The following is a 21,721-nucleotide window of genomic DNA, read 5'->3' as shown; positions in this document are numbered from 1 at the left end:
CGGCTCACTCCGCCGGCGGTAGGTCGTGCGTGGCCGGCCCCTCGAGGACCTTCCCGTCGTGGCTGAACCGGGAGCCGTGCAACGGGCAGTCCCAGGATTTCTCGTTGTCGTTCCAGTGGAGCACCCCGCCGAGGTGGGTGCAGACGGCGGACAGGGTGCACGTGGTTCCGTCCACGGTTGACGCTGCGATGGGTTTGCGGCCCCGCAGGGCCAGGGCGCCCGTCCCTTCCGCAGGCGGGGTGCCGGATTCCGCGGGCAGTTTCCTGAGGCCGGCCCGCGCCCAGTCCTTCGCAACAGTCGCGGCAACGTCCGCGTTGAGCGCCACGGCGGATGCCGCGCCGGGAGGGGACGTGACGCGGCGGTGAATGGCGTTGGCCCAGGGCAGGTGGCCTCCGAGGATGTCCGCGGTGATGCCAAGGGACGCGGCCACCGCGTTGGTCATGCCCCACTTGTTGTACCCCGTGGCGAAGTAGATGCGGCCCCGCCCGCGCGGGAATCTTCCAAAGAACGGCATGAGGTTGGTGGCCTGGTAGTCCTGCGCGGACCAGGTGTGGGTCACCGCTGCGTCCGGAAAATGTGAGGCAGCCCAGGCCAGCAGTTCGTCCAGGTGCGCCTGTTCGGACCGCGGCCTGCCCACGGGGTGTCCGTTGCCGCCCACCAGCAGCAGGCGCCGCCCGTCCGCCGGGTAATCCCGCAGTGACCGGACAGGCTGTTCCACGGACAGGTACATGCCGTCCGGCGGCTCGGCGCCTTCGGGCAATTGCAGGGACGCGGCGTACGAGCGGTTGGGCTTGAGTTTGGCGAAGTACAGGCCGCGGTTCAGGATGGGCGTGCCCGTGGCCAGCACCACTTCGTTGGCATGCACCCTTCCGTGGTCCGTCTCAACCACTGCCGGGTCCGTGCCGCCGACGTTCTGGACGCGGACGCCGGAGACGATCGTGCCGCCGTGCGAGCGCACGTCCTCGGCCAGGGCGAGGACAACGTCCATCGGATTGATCTGCGCCTGCCCGCGGAGGCGCAGGGACCCGCGCACCGGGAAAGGCAGCCCGGCATCGCGGACATAGTCCACCTCGACGCCGGCGGCGAGGGCGACGGCGAGCTCCTCGCGAAGCGCCTCAGTCCCCTTTGGCGTGGTGGCGTAGGTGTATGCGTCGCGTTCCTGGAACGGCACCCTGCGGGTTTCAAGGTACCGCAGCAGCCAGGCCTGCCCTTCGCGGTTGGCTGCCACATAGGCGTCCACGATCTTCGCGGAATACTGATGCCGCAGGCCGGACAGAACGGTTCCCTGCAGCAGGGTCACCTTGGCGGTCGTGTTGCCAGTGGCCACGGCCCCGGGACTTCGCGCCTCCAGGACCAGGACGTTCTGGCCTGAACGGGCCAGCAGGAGTGCCGTCACCAGCCCGGTCAGGCCGGCGCCGACCACCACGGTGTCATAGGCTTCCCCCTGGCTGAACTCGTCGCCGGTGAAAGTATCGGTGCGGTCCAACCAGAGTGATGTCACGAATATCTACCCGCCTTCGGCCCGTGCTCAGTCCGCGGGGCAATCCCGCGATAGGCCCGGTGCGGTCAGCAAGGACCCTGAGTAACCGCAAGTGTACTGACGGATGGGTGACCGGAACAGGCTCGGGGCCGGAACGGGCGAACGGCGGCGCGCATAACCTAGCGCGCCTGGAACGCCCCGATGCTCAGGAGCTCAATGGAGGCGTTGCTGCAGGCATCCGACGGCCGGGGCACGAACAGCGACGCCGTGTCTTCGGGCGGGTAGACCCGGAAGCCGGCCGCGGCCGCCTTGACGCAGTCAGGGTAGTTACCCGCCTGCGTGTAGCGGAGCACGGCCGTTCCGGACTGGCCCGGTGCCAGCAGCACGTCGCCGACTGGAACCGACGTGTCGCGCCGCGCCGGAGCACCGATCGGCTGGCCGTTGGGGCTGTTGGTCAGCGAGACGCCGGCGAAGCCCTTCAAGTGGCAGGAGGACGGGCCACTGTTCGTCAGGATCAGTTCCATGTAGACGCTGCCGGCCGCGCCTCCGCCGGTGGCGTCCGTCGTGGCCTTCAGCGTGGCCGCTTTACACGTTTGGACGCTGCCGGAAGTGGCCTGCCCGGAGGGCGGTGAGGCTGACGGATTGGCGGGTGCCGCCGAAGAAGAGGACGACGACGGCGGGGACGTTTCGGGGGCAGCCTGGCTGCCGTCCGCACTGGGGGAGCCCGTACCCGGTTCCGAGCTCTGCTGCCCGGCCGGCTGGCTGGGGCCGCAGGCGGTCAGCAAGAGCGCCAGTGCGGCAGCCGCCGTCGTGCATATCAGTCCGTTGGTGATTCGCTGAAGCCTCATGACTTTACCTTTGCGGCCGTTCCTGCCGGAGTCAACGAAGGCGCGGCAGCCGGACGAATTTGGTGCCCGGATTGTGACATCGGTGCCTCCGGAGCCCGGTGGTCGGCAGTCATTCGGCGGCGCCGCTAATTTTCCGGCCGTGATGCAACGATAAACCTTGCATTGCCGCAGAAATGGCGGAATTACGGGCCAAATTTGCGTTGATAAGGCGATTTGGCTGTGCCAGAATGAACTTGGTCTCACTTGTCCATCACTTGGATGAATCTAATTCAAACAGGTGCTAATAGCTCATAGTCAGGCGACGGCCAGTCATACAGCCGCCGCCGGCATTGCCCCTTCGATATATGGGGCAACGCAGGGTTGAGGGAGGCAACTCGGCATCCGTCCGCGGCAACGCCGCTGCGGAGGGTTCCTGAATAGGCGCATCAGTCATTGGCACCGGCAACGCCGCCGGAGCCAATAACGATGGGGGCTGAGGATATGACCGGTTGGCTCGTCCGCTGGAGTCTTAAATTTCGTTTGATCATTTTGGCCGCTGCAGTCGGCATCTTAGGGTTCGGAATAACGACCCTGCCGACCATGCCAGTGGATAATCTTCCCGAATTCTCCCCGCCACACGTGGAGATTCAAACCGAAGCACTTGGGTTGTCGGCCGTGGAGGTCGAACAGCTCATTACGTCGCCCATGGAGGCTGACCTACTCAACGGTGTTGCCTGGCTTGACGAGATCCGCTCAAAGTCAGTTCCGGGCCTGTCGTCCATTGAGATGGTCTTTGAACCGGGCACTGATATTTTCCGCGCACGGCAGCTGGTGGCGGAGAGGCTGACGCAGGCCTTCGCGCTGCCCAACGTCTCGGCGCCGCCGGTGCTGATGCAGCCGCTGTCATCAACGAGCCGCGTCATGATGGTCCAGCTCACGTCCGAGGACGTGTCGCAGATCGACATGTCGGTTCTCGCACGGTGGAACATCAAGCCGGCCCTGATGGGTGTTCCCGGCGTGGCCAACGTGTCCATTTTCGGCCAGCGCGAACAGCAGCTTCAGGTGCAGGTCGACCCGGAGAAGCTCCGGGCGAGCAACGTCACGCTCAACCAGGTGATTGAGACTGCCGGCAACGCCGTGTGGGTCTCGCCGCTGAGCTTCCTTGAGGCATCCACACCGGGCACCGGCGGATTCCTGGAGTCTGCGAATCAGCGGATCGGTATCCAGCACGTCCTTCCCATTAGGACTCCCGAGGACCTTGGCAAGGTCAGCATCGAGGGAGCCCAGAACAAGGCGCTGAAACTCTCCGATGTCACCACCCTGAGCGAGGATCACCAGCCGCTGATCGGTGAAGCGGTCACGGGCAAGTCCCCGGGCCTCCTCCTCGTCATCGAGAAGTTCCCCGACACCAGCGTCGGCGAAGTCACCAAGAGCGTCGAAGATGTCCTGGACGGACTCCGCCCAGGCCTCGCCGGTATCACAGTGGACTCCACCGTGTTCCGTCCGGCATCCTTCGTGGAGTCGGCCGTCGGCAAGCTCGGTGTGGCGCTGCTGGTGAGCCTGTTGGTAGTGACCGCCGCCGTCGGACTGATCTTCCGGTCCTGGCGCTACGCACTCCTGGCTTTCGTTGCCGTTTCGGTGGCCGCCATGGCTGCCGCACTCGTGCTGCAGTTCCAGGGTGCCGTGCTTAATACGATGGCCTTCGCCGGGCTTGTACTCGCCCTGGTGGTTGTCATCGGCGACGTCATCACGGATCTCTACAGCTTCCGGCAGGAAAGGACGGACGACCCGGCAGCAAGGGAGGGCCTGCTCCTGCACGCACTGCAGCGCTCCCGGGTTCCTGTTCTCTTCGCCGGCCTTGCCGCCCTGCTGGCCGTTGCACCGTCCCTGTTTGTTCCCGGCGCCCAAGGGGCATTCCTCAAACCGCTGGTGCTCTCCTACCTGCTGGCTACGGCTGTTGCGATGCTCGTGGCGCTGACAGTCACGCCGGCACTGGCCAGCCTTCTGTTGCGCGGACACCGTCGGCAGCGGCGCACGCCAGCCTTCGTCCGGAAGTTCAAGCTCGGCTACCGTCGGTCCACCAAGTCCTTCACCGGAACTGTGGCCACCGTATTTGCGCGAGCGGCGGCGGTCATGGCCATTGCGGCCATTGCGGTTGTTCCCGGGCTGACCAGGGACCTGCCGGTGGTCGCTTCGGTTCCTGACCGGACGATCCTCGTTCAATGGGATGCCGCCGCCGGTACAGGCACCGACGTCATGAACAGGGTGATGACCAGGGCCACTGACGAGCTGCGGTCAATTCGCGGCGTCTCGGCGGTCGGCGGTCACGTGGGTCGTGCCATCACGTCAGACACATCATCCGACGTCAATTCCAGTGAGATCTGGGTGACCATGGATGACAATGCGAACTACACCAGGGTCCGCTCCGAGGTCAGGGAAATCGTGGAGGGCTATCCGGGCCTCACGCCCACTGTCACGACCTACCCGGAACAGCAGCTGGCCGCCGCCACGGTATCCGATGAGCAGCAGTTCACGGTACGTGTCTACGGTGTTGACCTGGCGATCCTCCGCGAGAAGGCTGAGGAAGTCCGCGAGATCCTGTCCCGCACGAACGGCGTCGTCGATCCGCGGGTGGATGTCACGGTTGACCAGCCTGTTGCCGAGATCGAAGTGGATCTGGCAGCGGCTCAAAAGGCAGGCATCAAGCCGGGCGACGTCCGGCGTGCCGCAGCCACCGTCCTCCAAGGCATTGAAGTCGGCTACCTGTTCGAGCAGCAGAAAGTCTTCCAGGTCATCGTCAAGGGAACGCCGGCCACGCGCAACAGCATCAACAGCGTTACCGACATGGTGGTGGACAAGCCCGACGGCGGCCATGTCCGGCTCGGCGATGTTGCCAAGGTGACACTCCGTCCGAACCAGACGGTGATCCAACATGACGACACCTCGAGGCGCCTCGACGTTGTGGCCAGCATTCAAGGACGGGATCTTGGTGCCGTCAAGGCAGAGGTCCAGACAGCGATCCGGTCGCTTCAGTTCCCGCTGGAATACCACGCCGAGATTCCGCCGCAGTACGGTGAGCAACAGGCTGCCGGCGCACTCATCTGGTGGCTTGCAGCAGCAGCCGCTGCGGGTGTCCTGGTCCTTCTCCTCACGGTTCTTGGCAGCTGGCGGCTCGCGGGGCTGTCCTTCGTGCTGTTGCCGGTCGCCCTGGCCGGCGGTGTGGTGGCCGCCGAGATAGCGGGCGGAATCGGCTCTGTGTACGTGCTGGTGGCCCTCGCCGCGGTCCTGGCCATTGCGATCCGCGACGTCGTCCTGCTGATGGGGACCTACCAGTCCCTGCAGAGCAAGGATCCCGCCGCATCTTCGGCAGCTCACATGGAACACGCAGCGTCCGAACGGCTCGTGCCGACCATTCTGTCCGCAGTCATTACAGGGCTGGCATTGGTGCCACTTGTCCTGCTTGGCGGGGCAGTCGGCTCTGGCATGCTGCTGCCGCTGGCGCTGATCGTGTGGGGCGGCCTGATCACGTCGGCCCTGCTCACCCTTTATGTCCTGCCCGTCCTGTTCCTCCGTTTTGGTCCGGCCGCTAACACGGACTGGGGGAGCTCATTGGTGATTAACAACGGACGCGTTCTGCCAGAGAGGTCGGAATTGTCATGAAAAGCAATAGTGGTTTTGGGGGCTGGCGTTCTATTCTCGTGCTGGTCTTCGCAGCGTCAATGGGCCTCTCCGGGTGTGCGGCGGTAAAAACTGCCGCCGCTCCCGCCGGGCAGGCCGCGGCCACCATGGAAAAGGCGGGCCCGGATCTGAACAGGCTGACGCTGACAGACAAGGCTGTGGAAAGGCTGGAGGTGACCACGGCGAAGGTCACCAAGGGCACCGGCAGCGCCTTGGAAATCCCGTACGGCGCACTGGTTTACGATGCAAACGGTAAGACCTGGGTCTACACGAATCCGGAGCCGCGGGTCTACATCCGGGCCGCTGTAACGGTGGACCGGATCACCGCCAACAAGGTCCAGCTCCGGTCCGGCCCGCCGGCAGGAACCGATGTTGTCACGGTGGGCGCAGCGGAACTGTTTGGCGCCGAATTCGGTACGAAGGGGCATTGACATGCGCCGGATTGTCGGGTTCAGCCTGAAATTCCGCGCCTTGGTGGTGGCCATAGCAGTGGCAATAATGGCGTTCGGCGGCGTCCAGCTCAGCACGGCATCGGTGGATGTCTTCCCGGAGTTCGCGCCACCGAAGGTCGAAATCCAGACCATCTGCATCGGCCTGACTGCGTCCGAAGTGGAAGAGCTGGTGACCGTTCCACTCGAAGACGCCCTCAACGGCGTCGAAGGACTCGACGAAATTCGTTCCAAGTCCGTCGAGCAGCTGTCCTCGATCGTGCTCCTCTTTGCCCCGGGGGCTGACCTGCTCAAGGCCCGCCAGCTCGTCTCGGAGCGCATCGCCAACGTCACTCCGTCACTGCCTACCTGGGCGGCGCCGCCGGTGATGCTGCAGCCGCTGTCATCCACCAGCCGGGTCATGAAAATCGGCCTGACGTCGGATGAGCGTTCGCTGATGGAAATGTCCATGATCACCTACTGGAAAATCCGCGCCCACCTTCTGCGGGTGCCCGGCGTGGCCAACATCGCCATCTGGGGCGAACGGCTGCAGATGCTTCAGGTCCAGGCCATCCCGGCGAAGATGAAGGCCAACGATGTCTCGCTGAATCAGGTCATGGAAGTCACAGCGGATGCGCTGGATGCCGGCCTGCTCCAGTATTCTCCGGGGGCCGTCATTGGTACCGGCGGCTACATCGGGACGCCCAACCAGCGCATCGGCGTCCAGCATGTGCTGCCCATCACCACTCCCAAGGACCTCGCGGAGATCACCATCGAGGAGAAGAACGGGAAGCCGCTGCGCCTCGGTGACGTGGCCAATGTAGTGGAAGACCATCAGGCGCTCATTGGCGATGCCGTGATCAACCAGGGCGAGGGGCTGATGCTCATCGTTGAGAAGCTTCCATGGGGCAACACCCTGGAAGTCACGAAGGGCGTGGAGGAAGCGCTGCGGCAGATGGAGCCGGGGCTGAGCGGCATTAACGTCGACACGGAGATTTTCCGTCCGGCGACCTTCATCGAGGAGTCCCTCAATAACCTCAGCCGTGCGCTCCTGCTCGGCTGCATCCTCGTGGTCATGGTGCTGGGAGCGTTCCTCTTCCAGTGGCGGACGGCGCTCATCAGCCTGATCGCGATCCCGCTCTCGCTGGTGACGGCTGCGTCCGTTCTCTATCTGACCGGTGCTTCTGTGAACACCATGGTCCTGGCCGGGCTGGTGATCGCCGTGGGGGTGGTGGTGGATGATGCCATCATCGACATCGAGAACATCATCCGAAGGTTGAGACAGCACCGGGCTTCCGGTGGAACCCGCTCCACCGCCTCGGTGGTCCTGGAGGCCTCGTTGGAAGTCCGCGGACCGATCGTCTATGCCACGCTGATCATCATCGCAGCCGCGGTGCCGATCTTCTTCCTCCAGGGACTCACGGGCGCTTTCTTCAGGCCTCTGGCCATCTCCTACACGCTGGCGGTGCTGGCATCGATGGCTGTGGCCTTGACAGTGACCCCTGCCCTTGCACTGATCTTCATGCGCAAGGTCCCGTTAAAGGAGCAGGAACCACCCTTGGTCCGCGTGCTCAAGCGCGGTTACCGCTGGGTCCTGAGCCGGATCATCAGGCGTCCGGCGGCGGGTTACGCCACCTTCGGCGCCATGGCGGCCATCGGTGCCATCACAGCACCGCTGCTGGGGCAGTCGCTTCTGCCGGACTTCAAGGAGCGCGATTTCCTGATGCACTGGCTGACCCAGCCGGGCACGTCGGTCACGGAGGAGTACCGCGTCAGCCAGAAGGCCTGCACGGAACTGCTGACCATCCCGGGGGTCCGGAACTGCGGATCCCATATCGGGCAGGCATTCAACGCCGACGAGGTCGTGGGTGTGTATTTCGGTGAGAACTGGATCAGCGTCGACCCAGCAGCGGACTATAGCAAGACGCTGGCCTCAATCCATGAAGTCGTGGACGGGTATCCCGGGATCGTGCGCGACGTTCAAACCTACCTGAAGGAGAGGATCCGTGAGGTTCTGACGGGCGCGAGCGACGCCGTCGTCGTCCGGCTTTACGGGGACGACCTGGGGCTCCTGCGTTCAAAGGCCGCGGAAATCCAGGCGATCTTTGAGCAGACCGAAGGAACCGTTTCCCCCCATACGGCCCTGCAAAAGGACATTCCACAGATCAATATCGAGGTCAATCTGGAACGGGCCCAGAGCTACGGTCTGAAGCCCGGCGACATCCGGCGGGCCGCGGCGACGCTGGTCGCCGGTGAAGAAGTCGGTGACGTGTACAGGGGCGGCAAGGCATATGACGTGCAGGTCTGGAGTCCGCCAGAGGTCCGCTCCGACATCACCAGCATCAGGAACCTTCCCATTGATACCCCCAGCGGTCAGAAAATCCTGCTGTCCGATGTGGCTAGTATCCAGCTCAAACCGACCCCGAACGTCATCCAGCGCGATGCACACTCGAGGCGGATCGATATCGAGTCCAATGTGAAGGAAGGCCAGCTGGGCCACGTTGTTGCGGCCATGGAGGAAGGACTCAAGAAAGTGGAGTTGCCTCCGGGCTTCCATACGAAAATCCTGGGCGAGTTCCAAGAACGCCAAGCGGCAACCAACACGCTGCTGACCCTCGCCATCGGGGCGCTGGCCGTGATTTACCTACTCCTGCAGGTGGCCTTCGGCAGCTGGCGGTTGGCCACACTGGTGATCCTCACGCTGCCGATCGCCCTCGTGGGAGGCGTGTTCGCGGCCTTCCTAGGAGGCGGAGTGCTGTCACTGGGCTCCATTGTGGGCTTCCTGACCGTCATGGGCATCGCGGCAAGGAACGGCATCCTGCTCATCAACCACTGCCAGCACCTGGAGAAGTATGAGGGCATGCACTTTGGCCCGGAGCTGGTGCTGCGCGGGGCGGGGGAGCGGCTTTCACCGATCCTGATGACCACGCTCGCCACCGGGCTGGCCCTCGTTCCGCTGGTGGTCCTGGGCAACATTCCGGGCCACGAGATCGAGCATCCCATGGCGCTCGTGATCCTCGGCGGGCTGGTGACGTCCACGCTGCTCAACCTCTTCGTGGTTCCGTCGCTGTACCTGCGGTTCGGCAAGCCGAAGGAGCGCCGTCACCAGGCGCCGCCGAAGGAGCCCGTACTGGCTAACGCGTAGCTGTCACTCCGCTCAACCGGCCTGGCCGGTCCGCCGCCCACGTCCCGCCAATCGCGGGAACGTGGGCGGCGGCGGTGCGGGCACCGTCTGCGGGTCGGTTCCCGCCCGTCTGCGGCGCAGCTCGAGCGCCAGGCTGTCCTGCCCCCGGGCCATCGCCCACCGGTGGTTGGCGGAGAACCCGGGCTTCAGCAGCCAGCTGAGGCGCCGCAGCAGCGGCTTGGCGGCGGTCACCCGCCAGTCATAGGTGATGACGGCCTCCGGGCCGTCCTGCTCGAAGGTCCACCGCCCGGTGCCGTCCAGGTCGCCGGTGGCCCGGATCGCGAACCCTTTATTGGTTATTGGTTCCGTGACGGTCAGCGTCCAGCGGAGGGTGTAGGGCAGCCAGCCTTTGGTGTGGAGCCTGGCCATCCGGCCCACGCCGTTCTCCTGGCCCGCGTGCAGGAGTTCCGCGGACAGGTAGACCGACGGCCACCAGCGGGCCAGGCCGACGGGGTCGCTCAGCAGTTCAGCGACGTCGTCCGTGGTTCCGGCCACGCGCCAGGTGGTCAGGAAGGCGTAGTCGGCGCTTCTGGCATTCATCGCGGGCTCCTGACGGTGGGAGATCTGGAGTCCATTCAAGCGCTTGCCGCCGGTCTACTCAATGCCTTCTCGAAGACACTGGGGCCTTCTCAACGCACCGTGGACGCGCCGGTGCGTGCCTGAGGTGCGGGACCGCCCCTCGCTTCGGGTACCGGGTTCAAGAGCCGCCTATGCGGCGTTAACAGGCCGGCCATAGACTCATGGCGTAAGTCGATTTCTCTCACGCAAGGAGTAGTCATGAATTACGAAGGCACCGGCAACGAGAAGGCTGTGGCGGCCACAGACCTCAACCGGACGCACATCGGACTCACGGTCAGCTTTCAGCCCGATGAGGCCACCCTGGTGTTCGGACGGATCGGCGCGATCGCCCGGAAGGACGCCGGAGTGACCATCGCTTTGGAAGGAGTGGACAGCAGCGGCGGCCTCCGGACCACCTACACGGTGTCCCCGACCCAGAACGTCTATGTCCAGCCGGACATGCTCACCAACACCGAATCCACCATCAAGGACCTGTTCGGCAAGGTCCAGGAAAATCTGCGCGGACACAAGGGAGACCAGCACCCCGCCGCAATGTAGCGCCGGAGCGAAGAAACGGACCCGCAACAAAGCAAAGGGCCCTGCTTCCCTTGTAAACAAAAGGAAGCTAGACGAAAGGAACACTTCATGAAGAAAATCCTCATGGTACTGACCAGCGTTTCCGAGATCGGCGATACCGGAGAGAAGACCGGCTACAACGTGGCCGAAGCTGCACATCCCTGGAAGGTTTTCAAGGATTCCGGGCATTTCGTCGACTTTGCGTCCATCAAGGGCGGCCAGCCCCCGCGCGACGAGGTGGACTCAGAAGATCCCATCCAGGTCGCCTTCACGGAGGACGAGACCACGCGCGCCGGCCTCTACAACACTGCCCGCGTCGACGTCGTTGATCCCGAACAGTACGATGCCGTCTTCCTCGTGGGCGGCCACGGCACCATGTGGGACTTCCCTGACAGCGAAGGCCTGCAGAATCTGGTGGCCAGCGTCTACAACGCCGGCGGCTTGGTGGGCGCGGTCTGCCACGGACCGGCTGGCTTGGTGAACGTGGAACTGGCGAACGGGTTCCGCCTCGTCGAGGGCCGGAAGGTGGCCGCCTTCACCAACGACGAGGAGGTCGCCGCAGGGAAGGACAAGGTCATCCCGTTCTTTCTGGCAGACCGACTTGAGGAACAGGGCGCCACCCACGTCTCCGCTGGCGTCTTTGAGGAGAAGGTCGTGGTTGACGAGCGGCTGGTGACCGGCCAGAACCCGGCCTCAGCCGCCGGCGTGGCCAAGGAGATGGAGAAGCTCTTCGCACAGGTCATCCACCAGGAAAAAGCCGAGGAACAGCACGAGACGGAGGCTCTGCGCGCCGAGAAGGACGCCGAGAAGAACGCCAAGAAGGCTGCCGCGGAAGCGGAGCACTAATACCAACAGCGCACTGAAACTGGCGGCCGCCCCGACAACGGGTACGTCCCAGACAAAGCAGAAGGCCCTGCTTCCCTTGGTTAACAAGGGAAGCAGGGCCTTTCTCATTCGTGGAGACGATGGGATTTGAACCGGCGACCAGCGGCCGGAGGGGGTCGGCGGGGATGCCATCACGTGCTAGGCTCCCCAGAATCACGCGACCGATGCAAGTCGCAATCACTCAGGAGACTCGCTATGCCGGACACCACCTGCCACATGTCGATCTCGCTGGACGGCTTCGTCGCCGGTCCGGACCAGAGCCGCGAGGCCCCCCTGGGCAAGCGGGGGCTGGAGCTGCACCGCTGGCACATCGGCGACCCGCGAGCCAACGATGCCGACAAGGTCGCGAGTGAGTGGCTCATGCGCCCGCGGGGTGCGTATGTGATGGGTCGGAACATGTTCGGCCCGGTCCGCGGGGACTGGGATGAGGAATGGACCGGGTGGTGGGGAGCCGAACCGCCGTACCACGCGCCGGTGTTCGTGCTGACGCGTTTCGAACATGACCCGATTCAGATGGACGGCGGGACGACCTTCCACTTCGTCACCGAGGGCTTCGACGCGGCCTACGCCGCAGCCTGCCAGGCCGCGGGGGACAAAGGCGTGGACATCGCCGGCGGGGCTTCGACCGTCCGACAGGCACTGATCGCCGGCGTCATCGACGAACTCACCCTAGACATTGCACCGGTCCTGCTCGGTGCGGGCGAGCGCATTTTCGACGGGGTTGAATCCTTCGGTTTCGAACCCGCCGAGGTGCTTCACTCACCGCTGGCCACCCACATCCGCTATCGCCGCGTCAGCTAACTCCGTAGGCGCTTCCGGCGCAAACTTAGCGGCTGGGCGGGCACGCCGTAGGAAAAGCATTGCCAATGGGCCTATTCCTGGGCAAAACAAAACCCCCGCTCCCTTTGTAGATAAGGGAAGCGGGGGCCTTGCCATTTGGCGGTGACGGTGGGATTTGAACCCACGTTGGCTTTGACACCAAACAACATTTCGAGTGTTGCACCTTCGGCCGCTCGGACACGTCACCAACCTGTATAGGGTACCGGAGCAAGGCGCGCATCCACAAAACGGCGCTCTCCGGGGTCCGCCACGCGGCCCGTGCCGGCCCGGTTCTTCGCGCTCGCGCGGCCGGGGCACTAGATTCATCAGCAAGATGAGTATTTCCCAGCAGCCTGCAGAAGCAACCGCCTATTGGACCGTCGGCCCCAACCAGGGCGAGCTCCGCGCCGAGGAGCTGCCCGCGCCGGGCCCCGGGGAGGCACTGGTCCGGACGCTGTACTCCGGAATCAGCAAGGGCACCGAACTCGTGGTGCACCATGCGTCCGTTCCGCCCTGCGTAGCAGAGCAGATGCGGGCCCCGCACCAGGAAGGCGTCTTTCCCTGGCCGGTGAAGTTCGGGTACCTTTCCGTGGGCATTGTCGAGGAAGGTCCGGAGGACTGGGCAGGCCAGCCGGTGTTCTGCCTGCATCCGCACCAGGACCGGTACGTCGTCCCGCTCGCCTCGCTCACCCGGATTCCCGACGGCGTGCCGCCCCGCCGCGCGGTGCTCACCGGCACGGTGGAAACCGCCGTCAACGCGCTTTGGGAGGCGGGGCCGAGGCTCGGTGACCGCATCGCGGTGATCGGCGCCGGACTGGTGGGCGGCATGGTGGCCACGCTGCTGCGGACCTTTCCGCTGGCGAGGCTCCAGCTCGTCGATTTGGACCCCGCACGCAAGGAACTGGCCGATGCCCTGGGCGTCGACTTCGCGCACCCGGATGACGCCCTTCCGGACTGCGACATCGTCTTCCATTGCTCCGCCTCGGAAGGCGGCCTGGAACGCAGCCTCAAGCTGGTCGGGGACGAAGGCGAGATCATCGAGATGTCCTGGTACGCGGACCGGCGGGTCAGCCTGCCGTTGGGGGAGGACTTCCACGCCCGCCGGCTGTCCATCCGCGCGAGCCAGGTGGGAGCCGTCGCCAGGGCGCGCCGGCACCGCCGCACCAACGCAGACCGACTGGAGACCGCGGCGGGCCTGCTGAAGGACCCGGTCTTCGACGCCTTCCTCACGGGCAGCTCCGCGTTCACGGAACTGCCCGACGTCGTCCGGCAGCTTTCGGACGGCACCCTGGATGCGCTGTGCCACGTCATCGAATACCCGACCACAGAAACCATGAGGTAAACAAGTGTTCAGCCTGACCGTCCGCCGCCACTTCATGATCGCCCACAGCCTTCCCCGGGAGGCGTTCGGGCCCGCCCAGGCCCTGCACGGGGCCACGTTTGTGGCGGAGGTGACCTTCCGCCGTCGGGCCCTCAACGACGACGCCATCGTCCTGGACATCGGCGCGGCCGGCGGCATCCTCGAGGAGGTGCTCGCCGGGCTCAACTACCGCAACCTGGACGATCACCCGGATTTCGCCGGCAAGCTCAGCACTACCGAGGCACTGGCGCAGTACATCGCGGAGGCCGTGGCGGGGCGGCTCCGTGAAGACGGCGACGGCCGCGAACTGGCCGGCCTGGACGTCACCCTGCGGGAAAACCCGGACGCCTGGGCCTCCTTCGCCCTCGACCTCTCCCGCGGTTAGCCGCATCATGCAACCCCGCCCGTCCGCGGTCCGGCTGCTCGTCCCCGGCAACATCCGCCACAACTCGGGCGGCAACGTCTACAACGCGGCCCTGGCGCGCGGACTCTCGCAGCTGGGCGTCAGAGTGGACGTGGAACCGGTGGAGGGTACATGGCCGGTAGGCAACACTGAAGAACGACGGCGGCTGGCTGGCCTGCTGGTCCGGGGAACCGGAAACGGTGATGCAGTCACAATCGTGGACGGGCTCATCGCCTCCGGCGCTCCTGACGCACTGGAAGCGGCCGTTGAGGGCGGGCAACGCCCGTGGATCCTGCTGCACATGCCGCTGATCGACCATCCGGAACTCGAGATCCGGGCGCTCCGCGCGGCCGCCGGCGTGATCTGCACCAGCGGTTCCGCCGCCGCTGACATCACCCGGCGCCACGGCGCCGCCAGGGTCCACGTCGCGCTGCCCGGCACGGAGAAAGCCGAGCCTGCCGTGGGTTCCAATCCGCCGCACCTGCTCTCCGTGGCTGCCTTGCTGCCGAACAAGGACCAGATGCTCCTCCTCGGCGCCCTCGCCCAGGTGCAGGACCTGCCATGGACGGCAGCACTGGTCGGTTCCGATGAGGCGGACCCGGACTACGCGCGGGAGGTCAGGGGAGCCCTGGGCGAGTACGGACTGGAGGGCCGCGTGCGGCTTGCCGGCGAACTGAGGGGATCCGCGCTGGAAGAGCAATGGCATGCGGCCGACCTCAGCCTGCTGGTGTCCAGGGTTGAGGCGTTCGGGATGGCGGTTACCGAGTCGCTCGCGCACGGCGTTCCCGTGGTGGTCCGCAGCGGCACGGGCGCCGTCGAAGCGCTGAACCTGGGTGCCGTGGACCTGGCCGCGCAGGAAGGCGGCGGATCCCGGCTGCCGGGGGCCGCCGTCGTCCTTGACACGGACCCGGCACCGCTCGCCGCGGTGCTGCGCGGCTGGCTCAGCGGGCCGGAGCTGCAAGCGCAGTGGCGCCAGGCGGCGCTCGCCGGAAGGGACCGGCTTCCTGGCTGGGACGCGACCGCCCGGCAGGTCCTGGAAATCATCGGCGGACCGGCACCTGGGCCCGGCCATTCCTCGGAACGGCGTGCTGATGGACAATGAGCCCATGACCATCCACGTCTCGTCCTCTGGAAGCCTCAACGCAGCGGGACTCAGCGCGGCAGGACTCAACGGCGCGGACCTGACGCCGGAACTGCTCCGCGCCTGGGCCTGGCACCGGCAGGGGCTGGACGGCACGCTCGCCGGGGCCACACCGGAAGAGGTGTTGGCCCGGGCCGGCTGGGCGAGGTCGGTGGGCGGCGCCAACCCGTACCTCACCCTGTTCGCCCGCGCCGGGATCCGCCGCGACCGGGTGGACCAGGACGTCCTTGACCTGAGGATCCACGAGCTTCCCGCGGCGCGCGGCTGCACCTACGTCCTGGGCCGGGAGGACTTTGCCTGGGCCCTGAGCCTGGGCAAGAACGCGGAAGAAGCCTTCAGGGTGCTCGGCAGGCTGGGAGTGGACCGGGGCGAGATGACGCTGCTTGAAGAGCAGATCCTGCATGTGCTCTCGGAGGCCGAGGGCCCGATGGATCCCAAACAGCTCAAGGACGAGCTGGGCGAATCGGTCCGGAGCCTTGGCGAGGAAGGCAAGAAGAAAGGCGTGGCCACCACGCTGCCCACGGCCCTGGGACTGCTGCAGGCCGACGGGCGGATCCGGCGGGTTCCCGTCAACGGACGCCTGGACCAGCAGCGCTACGCCTACACCCTCTGGTCGCTGCCGCCCGGCAAGCTCGGCGCGGAGCAGGCCCGGACCGAACTGATCAGCCGGTACCTGGGCTGGACGGGCGGCGCCACCCTCAAACAGTCCCAGTGGTTCACCGGCTTCACGGTGGCCCACAGCAAGGCCGCGCTGGCCGAGGTCGGAGCCGTGGAGCAGCCCACCGCCGGCGGCGACGTGCTGTGGATGCTGCCCGACGACGTCGAACGCCTCGCGGTGTTTGCGCCGCCGGAGGAGGAACAGATCCAGTTGCTGGCCGGAACCGACTCGCTCGTCCTGCAGCGGCGGAACTCCGCCGACCTGTTCGCGGAGGCGGACAAAGGCAGGAAGGTGCTGAAGTCCGCCGTTGCGCTGCTGGCCGACCTGCCGGACCACCCGATTCTGGACCGCGGCAGGATCATCGGGCTGTGGCAGTACGATCCGGGCAGGGCCAGGATCGCGTACTGGCTCTTCGATGGCCCCACGCCCGCCGCGGAGCAGCGCATCGCCGAGGTGGAGGCCTGGATCCAGGAGGACCTGGGTGATTTCCGGTCCTTCAGCCTGGATTCGGTGGCCTCACGGCAGGAACGCTGTCTCTTATACACATCTAGATGTGTATAAGAGACAGCCGCCAACGGCCAGGCCGGCCGCTGAGCCGCCCGGCCGCTGAGCCGCCCGGCCGCTGAGCCGCCCGGCCGCTGAGCCGCCCGCTACGCCACCGGCGAAGGATCCGCTGATCCGCCAGGCGGGCGCCCGGCGTCGCCGCTCCGGTGCGCGCGAAAGAAGTCCCGCAGCAGCGCACCGCATTCCTCCTCCTGCACCCCCGCGTAGACCTCCACCCAGTGGTTGAGCCGGCGCTCGCGGAGGATATCGAAGACGGATCCGGCCGCGCCTGCCTTCTCGTCCCAGGCCCCGAACACCACCCGGTGGATCCGTGCCAGCACGATAGCCCCGGCGCACATGGCGCACGGCTCCAGCGTCACCACCAGTGTGCAGTCCTCGAGCCGCCAGCCGTCGCCGCGCCCGCCGTCGGGGATGGAACGCTCACGGAGCCGGGCGGCAGCCTCACGGATGGCCACGACTTCCGCGTGGGCAGTGGGATCCCCGTGCGCCTCCCGTTCGTTGCGGCCCGATCCGAGCACGGTGCCGTCGGGACCGATGACGACGGCGCCGATGGGCACGTCCTCGGTGGCCAGGGCCCGCCGGGCTTCTTCGAGGGCAAGGCCCATCCATTCGACGTGTTGTGGATCTGCCGGGGTCATGGGTCAATGATAGTTTCTAAGGGTACTTAGCTTCTGAGGGCACCTCGCCGGGAGAGATGATGAAATCGGTGACTGATCGGTTCGGCCGGTGGCTGGGCCCGTACGCGGCACTCTGGATCACGCTCATCGTCGGCGGCATCCTGGTGATCACCCTGACGCTGCTCGGAGCCGAGGTGTACGACAGCGTGGTGGACCAGAACGGTGTTTCCGGCCTGGACAAACCTGCCCTCGAACTCGCCAAACAGTACCGGACTCCGTGGCTGGACAGCACGGTCACCGCCTTCACCAACATTGGCGGCGGCATCGGCATGCCCATCCTGGCGAGCATCCTCGTGGCCTGGCTGATTTATGTCAGCCGCAGCTGGCGGCCCCTCATCCTCGTGGGCGGCGCCGCCGCCGTCTCCGTTACGGCCACCAGCGTGGGCAAGACGCTCCTGGGCCGCACCCGCCCGGACCACATCGATGCCGTGCCTCCCTTCGAGTTTTCTCCCTCATTTCCCAGCGGCCACACGCTCAACAGCACGGTGGTGATCGGCGTGGTGGTCTACCTCGTGTGCCTCCAGGTCAAAAAGACCTGGGTCCGGGCCGGCGTCGTCGCGGCGGGGGCCGTGTTCATCATCGCCATGGGCCTGAGCAGGGTGTTCCTTGGCCACCACTGGATGACGGACGTGATGGCCGCCTGGCTGCTCGGGCTGGCGTGGGTGGGCATGGTGATCCTCGCCCACAGGCTGTTCCACGTGATCCGGCGCCGGGAGCACGCAGGGCCGGCACCCACCTTCGAGCACCCCGCACACCTGCCGGACAAGGAGGCCCCCGAGGCCGGTGGAGATGCCGGAAGCCGGGGCAGGAAGGCAGCCTCCGGATGATAGTTTTGACGCATGCGCACACTCGTCGTGGACCATCCGCTGGTCGCCCACAAACTCACCGTCCTGCGGGATAAGAACACCCCGTCGCCGGTTTTCCGCCAGCTGACCGAGGAGCTTGTTACGCTCCTCGCCTATGAAGCCACCCGCGACGTCCGCACGCAGCCGGTGACCATCGAAACGCCGGTTTCCACCACCGTGGGCACCGCGTTCACCAAGCCCACGCCGCTGGTGGTTCCCATTCTCCGAGCCGGCCTCGGCATGCTCGAGGGAATGACCAAGCTGGTCCCCACCGCCGAGGTCGGCTTCCTGGGCATGGCCCGGGACGAGGAAACCCTGGACATCATCACATACGCGGAGCGCCTGCCGGAGAACCTGACGGACCGGCAGATCTTCGTCCTGGACCCCATGCTGGCCACCGGCGGCACCCTGCGCGAGGCCATCAAGTTCCTGTTCAAGCGCGGCGCCTCGGATGTCACCTGCATCTGCCTGCTGGCCGCCCCGGAAGGACTCGCCAAACTCGAGGAAGAGCTCTCGGACGCCAACGTCACCATCGTCCTGGCCTCCATCGACGAGAAACTGAACGAGAAGTCCTACATTGTGCCCGGCCTGGGCGACGCTGGAGACCGCCTGTACGGCATCGCCGGCTGACCGGTCCGGGTCTTCCGGAACCCAGCGTGCCCGGCTAGCCTGTGCACCATGGACTGGAAACTCGAACTTGTGTTTGTCCCTGTGTCCGATGTGGACCGCGCCAAGGATTTCTACGTCAACAAGGTGGGCTTCAACGCCGACTACGACGAGCGGCCCATGGACGGCATCCGCTTCGTCCAGCTCACCCCGCCGGGCTCCGGCTGCTCGATTGCCATCGGCGAGGGCCTCAACGATGCCCCTCCCGGCACGGCGCCGAGCCTTCAGCTGGTGGTCAGCGATATCCACGCCGCCCATGGCCAGCTCAAGGCCAACGGCGTGGACGTCAGCGACGTCGACGTCCAGGCGTGGGGCCACTTCGTCTACTTCGCCGATCCCGACGGCAACAAGTGGGCGGTGCAGTACATCCCCCGGTCCGCCACCTAGGTCCGCACCGGCCACGTCTCCAGCGGCCAAAGTAACAGACACGCGGCCTGCGTGTGTGGTGAGGCAGGATGGATTCATGAACCTGCCTGCCGATTCCGTCGCCGCAACCCTGACTGCCCGCGCTGTCCTGTTCGACATGGACGGCACCCTGGTGGATTCCACCGCGGTGGTGGAACAGGTGTGGGGTGAGTTCGCCGCGCGCTACGGCCTGGACATCGCGGAGATTCTGCGGACCTCCCACGGCGTCCAGGCGGGCGACACGGTGCGGCGTTTCGCCCCGGCAGGTGCTGACGTGGTGGCTCTCACCGCTGAACTCGGCGCGATGGAACGGGTACGGACAGAGGGCATCGTGGCTCTTCCCGGGGCCGCCGATCTGCTTCGCAGCCTCCCCGGGGACGCCGTGGCACTGGTGACGTCCGCCGACCGGATCCTGGCGGACATCCGGATGGACGCGGCGGGCCTGCCCATGCCGGCCACGGCCGTCACGGCCGATCTCGTCACCCGGGGCAAGCCGCATCCGGAAGGCTACCTGCGCGCCGCTGAACTCCTTGGCGTGGCGCCCGAAGAGGCCGTGGTCTTCGAGGACGCGCCCGCCGGTATCGCCGCCGGCGTTGCGGCCGGAATTCGCACCGTGGCCGTGGGCCCGAACGCTGGCGTCATTCCGGACGGCGTCCTCCACATCCCGGACTATTCCGCGGTTTCGGCTTCGGTGGAGGCCGATGCCGACGGCCGCCGGGTCATTTCCTTCGTACTCTGACGCGCGTGCTCTGACGCGCGTGCTCTGACGCGCGGGCGGCAGCCGCCCTGCCGGTCAGGACAGGTCGCAGGCTGTCGCGCCGCCCACGGTCCGGGCCTGGAAGTTTGCCGCCACCCATGCTGAGATCCTGGCGGCGGCGTCCGAGCCCGTTTCACCTTGCATCATGCTCCCGCCGATGAAGTAATGGATCTTGCCGTCGGCCACCAGCCGCTGGAACTGCTCCAGCGTTGGTGCGGGATCCGTCCCGTTGAACCCTCCCACGGCCATCACCGGAAGTTCGGTGGCCAGCTGGTATCCGGCCGGGGTTGGAACCCACGACGGCGTGCTGGTGCCCAGGAGCCCGCCCATCCCGCCGCCCCCGAGGCCTGCCGCGGCGCCGGTTCCCCGCGTGCCGGGTGCCCTCAAGCCAAAACCGCCCGGATTGCCCCGCGCTGCACCGGTCACCGACGGCCCTGCGCTCACAATGGCACCGGCATGGGCTGTGGCCGCGGTGGTAAGGGAGTACGCCAGCGGCGCGGCGAGGACCGCCGCGACGGCCAGTGCCGCCGTCGTGCGATGCAGCGTCTTCCCCACCTGCAACTTTCCCGGCTGTGCCGTCCCGGCAGGTGCGGCGCCGGGCCGCGCGCCCCGGACGGCTGCTGCGAGGAGCAGGACAGCCGCGGCGAGTGCGCCCATCAGCACGGCCCAGCGCAGCCACGGGAGGTAGGCCGGAGACCTGCCCAGCAGCTGGAACGCCATGCTGCCCGCGGCCGCCACCGCAGCGGCCAGCGGCAGCGCGGCGGCGGGACGGTCGCGCCGCTGCCACAGCAGAATCCCGCCCAGACCGGCCAGGCCCGCGATCCCGGGCGCCAGCGCCACCATGTAGTAGGGATGGATGATCCCGGCCATGAAGCCGAAGGTGAGGCCGGTGACCAGCACCCACAGGCCCCAGATGACCACGGAAGCACGGACAGCGTCCGTTCGCGGTGCCTGCCGGCCGATCCACACCAGCGCGCAGGCCAGGATCAGGACGGCGGGGAGGAGCCACGCGATCTGGCCGCCGAACTCGCTGTTGAACAGCCGCAGCAGCCCCGGCGTTCCCCAGCCGCCTCCGCCGCCCACGCTGCCGGTCTCGTCGCCGCTGAGCGGGCCCAGGCCGTTGTAGCCCAGCGTCAGTTCCAGGATGGAGTTGGTCTGCGAGCCGCCGATGTACGGGCGGTTTTCCGCGGGGATGAGTTCGACGGCGGCCAGCCACCAGCCGGCAGCCACCACCATGGCGGCGCCGGCGCCGGTGAGGTGCAGCACCCGCTTGCCCAGCCCGGCAGGGGCCGCGAGCAGGTAAGCGGCGGCCAGGCCCGGCACTACCAGCAGGACCTGGAGCTGCTTGGTGAGGAATCCGAAGCCGAGCAGCACGCCGGGCGAGCAGGAGCCAGCGGAAGGTCGCGTCCTGGATGGCGCGCAGCACCGCGTAAGCGGCCGCCGTCATGAGCAGCACCAGCAGGGCGTCGGGGTTGTTGAAGCGGAACATCAGGACCGCCACCGGAGTGAGTGCCATCACGGCTCCCGCCAGCAGGCCGCCGAGGTGGGCCAGCCGGCCATCGCCGGTGGCCGGGGCCGCGGCACGGCGCACGGCAAGGTACACGATCCATACGGTGGCCACTCCCATGAGCGCCTGCGGCACCAGGATGCTCCAGGAGTTCAGCCCGAAGAGGCGCACGGAGAGGCCGGTCATCCACAGCGCGGCAGGCGGTTTGTCCACCGTGATGGCGTTCGCGGCGTCGGACGAGCCGAAGAACCACGCCGTCCAGTCCTGCGAGCCGCCTGGGCCGCCGCCGAGTAGAACGCGTTG

19 protein-coding genes, 1 tRNA gene and 1 pseudogene are annotated in these 21,721 nt (G+C 66.6%); 14 read left to right on the top strand and 7 right to left on the bottom strand.

Annotation, left to right across the window (positions count from 1 at the left end; all coding sequences use genetic code 11):
- Positions 1-4: 4 nt before the first annotated feature.
- On the bottom strand, positions 5-1,501 hold the full coding sequence (locus B1A87_RS15130; protein WP_078029900.1) for an FAD-dependent oxidoreductase: 1,497 nt from the start codon (positions 1,499-1,501) through the stop codon (positions 5-7).
- Positions 1,502-1,659: 158 nt separating this feature from the next.
- Positions 1,660-2,328, bottom strand: coding sequence for a DUF4232 domain-containing protein (locus tag B1A87_RS15125; protein WP_078029901.1), 669 nt, complete (start codon positions 2,326-2,328; stop codon positions 1,660-1,662).
- A gap of 465 nt (positions 2,329-2,793) precedes the next feature.
- Here B1A87_RS15125 and B1A87_RS15120 point away from each other — a divergent pair, with 465 nt between their 5' ends.
- From B1A87_RS15120 to B1A87_RS15110, 3 genes are read left to right on the top strand one after another with little or no spacing between them, the layout of a single operon-like run.
- Positions 2,794-5,967 (top strand): efflux RND transporter permease subunit, encoded by a 3,174-nt coding sequence (locus B1A87_RS15120; RefSeq protein WP_313902480.1) that lies wholly within the window; start codon positions 2,794-2,796, stop codon positions 5,965-5,967.
- Positions 5,964-6,416, top strand: coding sequence for a hypothetical protein (locus B1A87_RS15115; RefSeq protein ID WP_078029903.1), 453 nt, complete (start codon positions 5,964-5,966; stop codon positions 6,414-6,416). Before B1A87_RS15120 ends, B1A87_RS15115 begins: the two co-directional genes overlap by 4 nt.
- A gap of 1 nt (position 6,417) precedes the next feature.
- Positions 6,418-9,558, top strand: a complete 3,141-nt coding sequence (locus B1A87_RS15110; RefSeq protein ID WP_078029904.1) for an efflux RND transporter permease subunit — start codon at positions 6,418-6,420, stop codon at positions 9,556-9,558.
- 12 nt (positions 9,559-9,570) lie between these two features.
- Here B1A87_RS15110 and B1A87_RS15105 read toward each other — a convergent pair whose 3' ends face one another.
- Complete coding sequence (locus B1A87_RS15105) at positions 9,571-10,137, bottom strand: SRPBCC family protein (RefSeq protein ID WP_144275832.1); 567 nt, start codon at positions 10,135-10,137, stop codon at positions 9,571-9,573.
- A 237-nt stretch (positions 10,138-10,374) separates the two neighbouring features.
- Here B1A87_RS15105 and B1A87_RS15100 point away from each other — a divergent pair, with 237 nt between their 5' ends.
- The 3 genes from B1A87_RS15100 to B1A87_RS15090 all read left to right on the top strand — a co-directional run bounded on the left by B1A87_RS15100 (position 10,375) and on the right by B1A87_RS15090 (position 12,417).
- The gene (locus tag B1A87_RS15100) at positions 10,375-10,713 is read left to right on the top strand and encodes a hypothetical protein (RefSeq protein WP_078029905.1); all 339 of its coding nucleotides are present in this window, start codon (positions 10,375-10,377) and stop codon (positions 10,711-10,713) included.
- A gap of 87 nt (positions 10,714-10,800) precedes the next feature.
- Complete coding sequence (locus B1A87_RS15095; protein ID WP_078029906.1) at positions 10,801-11,577, top strand: type 1 glutamine amidotransferase domain-containing protein; 777 nt, start codon at positions 10,801-10,803, stop codon at positions 11,575-11,577.
- 234 nt (positions 11,578-11,811) lie between these two features.
- The gene (locus B1A87_RS15090; protein WP_078029907.1) at positions 11,812-12,417 is read left to right on the top strand and encodes a dihydrofolate reductase family protein; all 606 of its coding nucleotides are present in this window, start codon (positions 11,812-11,814) and stop codon (positions 12,415-12,417) included.
- 136 nt (positions 12,418-12,553) lie between these two features.
- Here B1A87_RS15090 and B1A87_RS15085 read toward each other — a convergent pair.
- A tRNA-Ser gene (locus tag B1A87_RS15085) sits at positions 12,554-12,643 on the bottom strand.
- A 126-nt stretch (positions 12,644-12,769) separates the two neighbouring features.
- Here B1A87_RS15085 and B1A87_RS15080 point away from each other — a divergent pair.
- The 4 genes from B1A87_RS15080 to B1A87_RS15065 are packed head-to-tail and all read left to right on the top strand — an operon-like array spanning position 12,770 to position 16,558.
- Entirely contained in the window at positions 12,770-13,777 is a 1,008-nt protein-coding gene (locus B1A87_RS15080; protein ID WP_078029908.1) for a zinc-binding alcohol dehydrogenase, read from the top strand.
- A gap of 4 nt (positions 13,778-13,781) precedes the next feature.
- A complete protein-coding gene (locus B1A87_RS15075) occupies positions 13,782-14,180 on the top strand; it encodes a 6-carboxytetrahydropterin synthase (protein WP_078029909.1) in 399 nt (132 codons plus the stop codon).
- Between the two features lie 7 nt (positions 14,181-14,187).
- Complete coding sequence (locus tag B1A87_RS15070; protein WP_078029910.1) at positions 14,188-15,300, top strand: glycosyltransferase family 4 protein; 1,113 nt, start codon at positions 14,188-14,190, stop codon at positions 15,298-15,300.
- Between the two features lie 4 nt (positions 15,301-15,304).
- Positions 15,305-16,558 (top strand): DNA glycosylase AlkZ-like family protein, encoded by a 1,254-nt coding sequence (locus tag B1A87_RS15065; RefSeq protein WP_144275831.1) that lies wholly within the window; start codon positions 15,305-15,307, stop codon positions 16,556-16,558.
- An 89-nt stretch (positions 16,559-16,647) separates the two neighbouring features.
- On the opposite strand, the gene tadA is transcribed toward B1A87_RS15065, so the two are convergent.
- Positions 16,648-17,199: a tRNA adenosine(34) deaminase TadA gene (tadA, locus tag B1A87_RS15060; RefSeq protein WP_078029911.1), complete on the bottom strand. Its 552-nt coding sequence runs from the start codon at positions 17,197-17,199 to the stop codon at positions 16,648-16,650.
- Between the two features lie 59 nt (positions 17,200-17,258).
- Between tadA and B1A87_RS15055 the strand changes: the two genes are divergently transcribed.
- The 4 genes from B1A87_RS15055 (at position 17,259) to B1A87_RS15040 (ending at position 19,893) form a co-directional block, all read left to right on the top strand.
- Positions 17,259-18,065: a phosphatase PAP2 family protein gene (locus B1A87_RS15055; protein WP_078029997.1), complete on the top strand. Its 807-nt coding sequence runs from the start codon at positions 17,259-17,261 to the stop codon at positions 18,063-18,065.
- Between the two features lie 12 nt (positions 18,066-18,077).
- Positions 18,078-18,713 (top strand): uracil phosphoribosyltransferase, encoded by a 636-nt coding sequence (upp, locus tag B1A87_RS15050; RefSeq protein ID WP_078029912.1) that lies wholly within the window; start codon positions 18,078-18,080, stop codon positions 18,711-18,713.
- Between the two features lie 48 nt (positions 18,714-18,761).
- Positions 18,762-19,136 carry a VOC family protein gene (locus tag B1A87_RS15045; RefSeq protein WP_078029913.1) on the top strand — a complete coding sequence of 125 codons (375 nt, stop codon included), beginning with the start codon at positions 18,762-18,764 and terminating at the stop codon, positions 19,134-19,136.
- 76 nt (positions 19,137-19,212) lie between these two features.
- Positions 19,213-19,893, top strand: a complete 681-nt coding sequence (locus B1A87_RS15040; RefSeq protein WP_078029914.1) for an HAD-IA family hydrolase — start codon at positions 19,213-19,215, stop codon at positions 19,891-19,893.
- A gap of 54 nt (positions 19,894-19,947) precedes the next feature.
- Here B1A87_RS15040 and B1A87_RS15035 read toward each other — a convergent pair whose 3' ends face one another.
- Positions 19,948-21,285 (bottom strand): hypothetical protein, encoded by a 1,338-nt coding sequence (locus B1A87_RS15035; protein WP_313902479.1) that lies wholly within the window; start codon positions 21,283-21,285, stop codon positions 19,948-19,950.
- 64 nt (positions 21,286-21,349) lie between these two features.
- Positions 21,350-21,604: pseudogene (locus tag B1A87_RS24675) on the bottom strand (glycosyltransferase family 39 protein); the annotation flags it as partial.
- Positions 21,605-21,721 lie beyond the last annotated feature (117 nt).

It is taken from the genome of Arthrobacter sp. KBS0703, assembly GCF_002008315.2.
GTDB lineage: Bacteria > Actinomycetota > Actinomycetes > Actinomycetales > Micrococcaceae > Arthrobacter.
This window is presented reverse-complemented; position numbering and strand designations above follow the sequence as displayed.

Bases quoted from the DNA above. Each gene is read 5' to 3' on its own strand.
- B1A87_RS15055 (WP_078029997.1), top strand. From the start codon at position 17,259: ATGAAATCGGTGACTGATCGGTTCGGCCGGTGGCTGGGCCCGTACGCG.
- B1A87_RS15040 (WP_078029914.1), top strand. From the start codon at position 19,213: ATGAACCTGCCTGCCGATTCCGTCGCCGCAACCCTGACTGCCCGCGCT.
- B1A87_RS15120 (WP_313902480.1), top strand. From the start codon at position 2,794: ATGGGGGCTGAGGATATGACCGGTTGGCTCGTCCGCTGGAGTCTTAAA.
- B1A87_RS15110 (WP_078029904.1), top strand. From the start codon at position 6,418: ATGCGCCGGATTGTCGGGTTCAGCCTGAAATTCCGCGCCTTGGTGGTG.
- B1A87_RS15125 (WP_078029901.1), bottom strand. From the start codon at position 2,328: ATGAGGCTTCAGCGAATCACCAACGGACTGATATGCACGACGGCGGCT.
- B1A87_RS15095 (WP_078029906.1), top strand. From the start codon at position 10,801: ATGAAGAAAATCCTCATGGTACTGACCAGCGTTTCCGAGATCGGCGAT.
- B1A87_RS15115 (WP_078029903.1), top strand. From the start codon at position 5,964: ATGAAAAGCAATAGTGGTTTTGGGGGCTGGCGTTCTATTCTCGTGCTG.
- upp (WP_078029912.1), top strand. From the start codon at position 18,078: ATGCGCACACTCGTCGTGGACCATCCGCTGGTCGCCCACAAACTCACC.
- B1A87_RS15090 (WP_078029907.1), top strand. From the start codon at position 11,812: ATGCCGGACACCACCTGCCACATGTCGATCTCGCTGGACGGCTTCGTC.
- B1A87_RS15105 (WP_144275832.1), bottom strand. From the start codon at position 10,137: ATGAATGCCAGAAGCGCCGACTACGCCTTCCTGACCACCTGGCGCGTG.
- B1A87_RS15065 (WP_144275831.1), top strand. From the start codon at position 15,305: ATGACCATCCACGTCTCGTCCTCTGGAAGCCTCAACGCAGCGGGACTC.
- tadA (WP_078029911.1), bottom strand. From the start codon at position 17,199: ATGACCCCGGCAGATCCACAACACGTCGAATGGATGGGCCTTGCCCTC.
- B1A87_RS15070 (WP_078029910.1), top strand. From the start codon at position 14,188: ATGCAACCCCGCCCGTCCGCGGTCCGGCTGCTCGTCCCCGGCAACATC.
- B1A87_RS15100 (WP_078029905.1), top strand. From the start codon at position 10,375: ATGAATTACGAAGGCACCGGCAACGAGAAGGCTGTGGCGGCCACAGAC.
- B1A87_RS15080 (WP_078029908.1), top strand. From the start codon at position 12,770: ATGAGTATTTCCCAGCAGCCTGCAGAAGCAACCGCCTATTGGACCGTC.
- B1A87_RS15045 (WP_078029913.1), top strand. From the start codon at position 18,762: ATGGACTGGAAACTCGAACTTGTGTTTGTCCCTGTGTCCGATGTGGAC.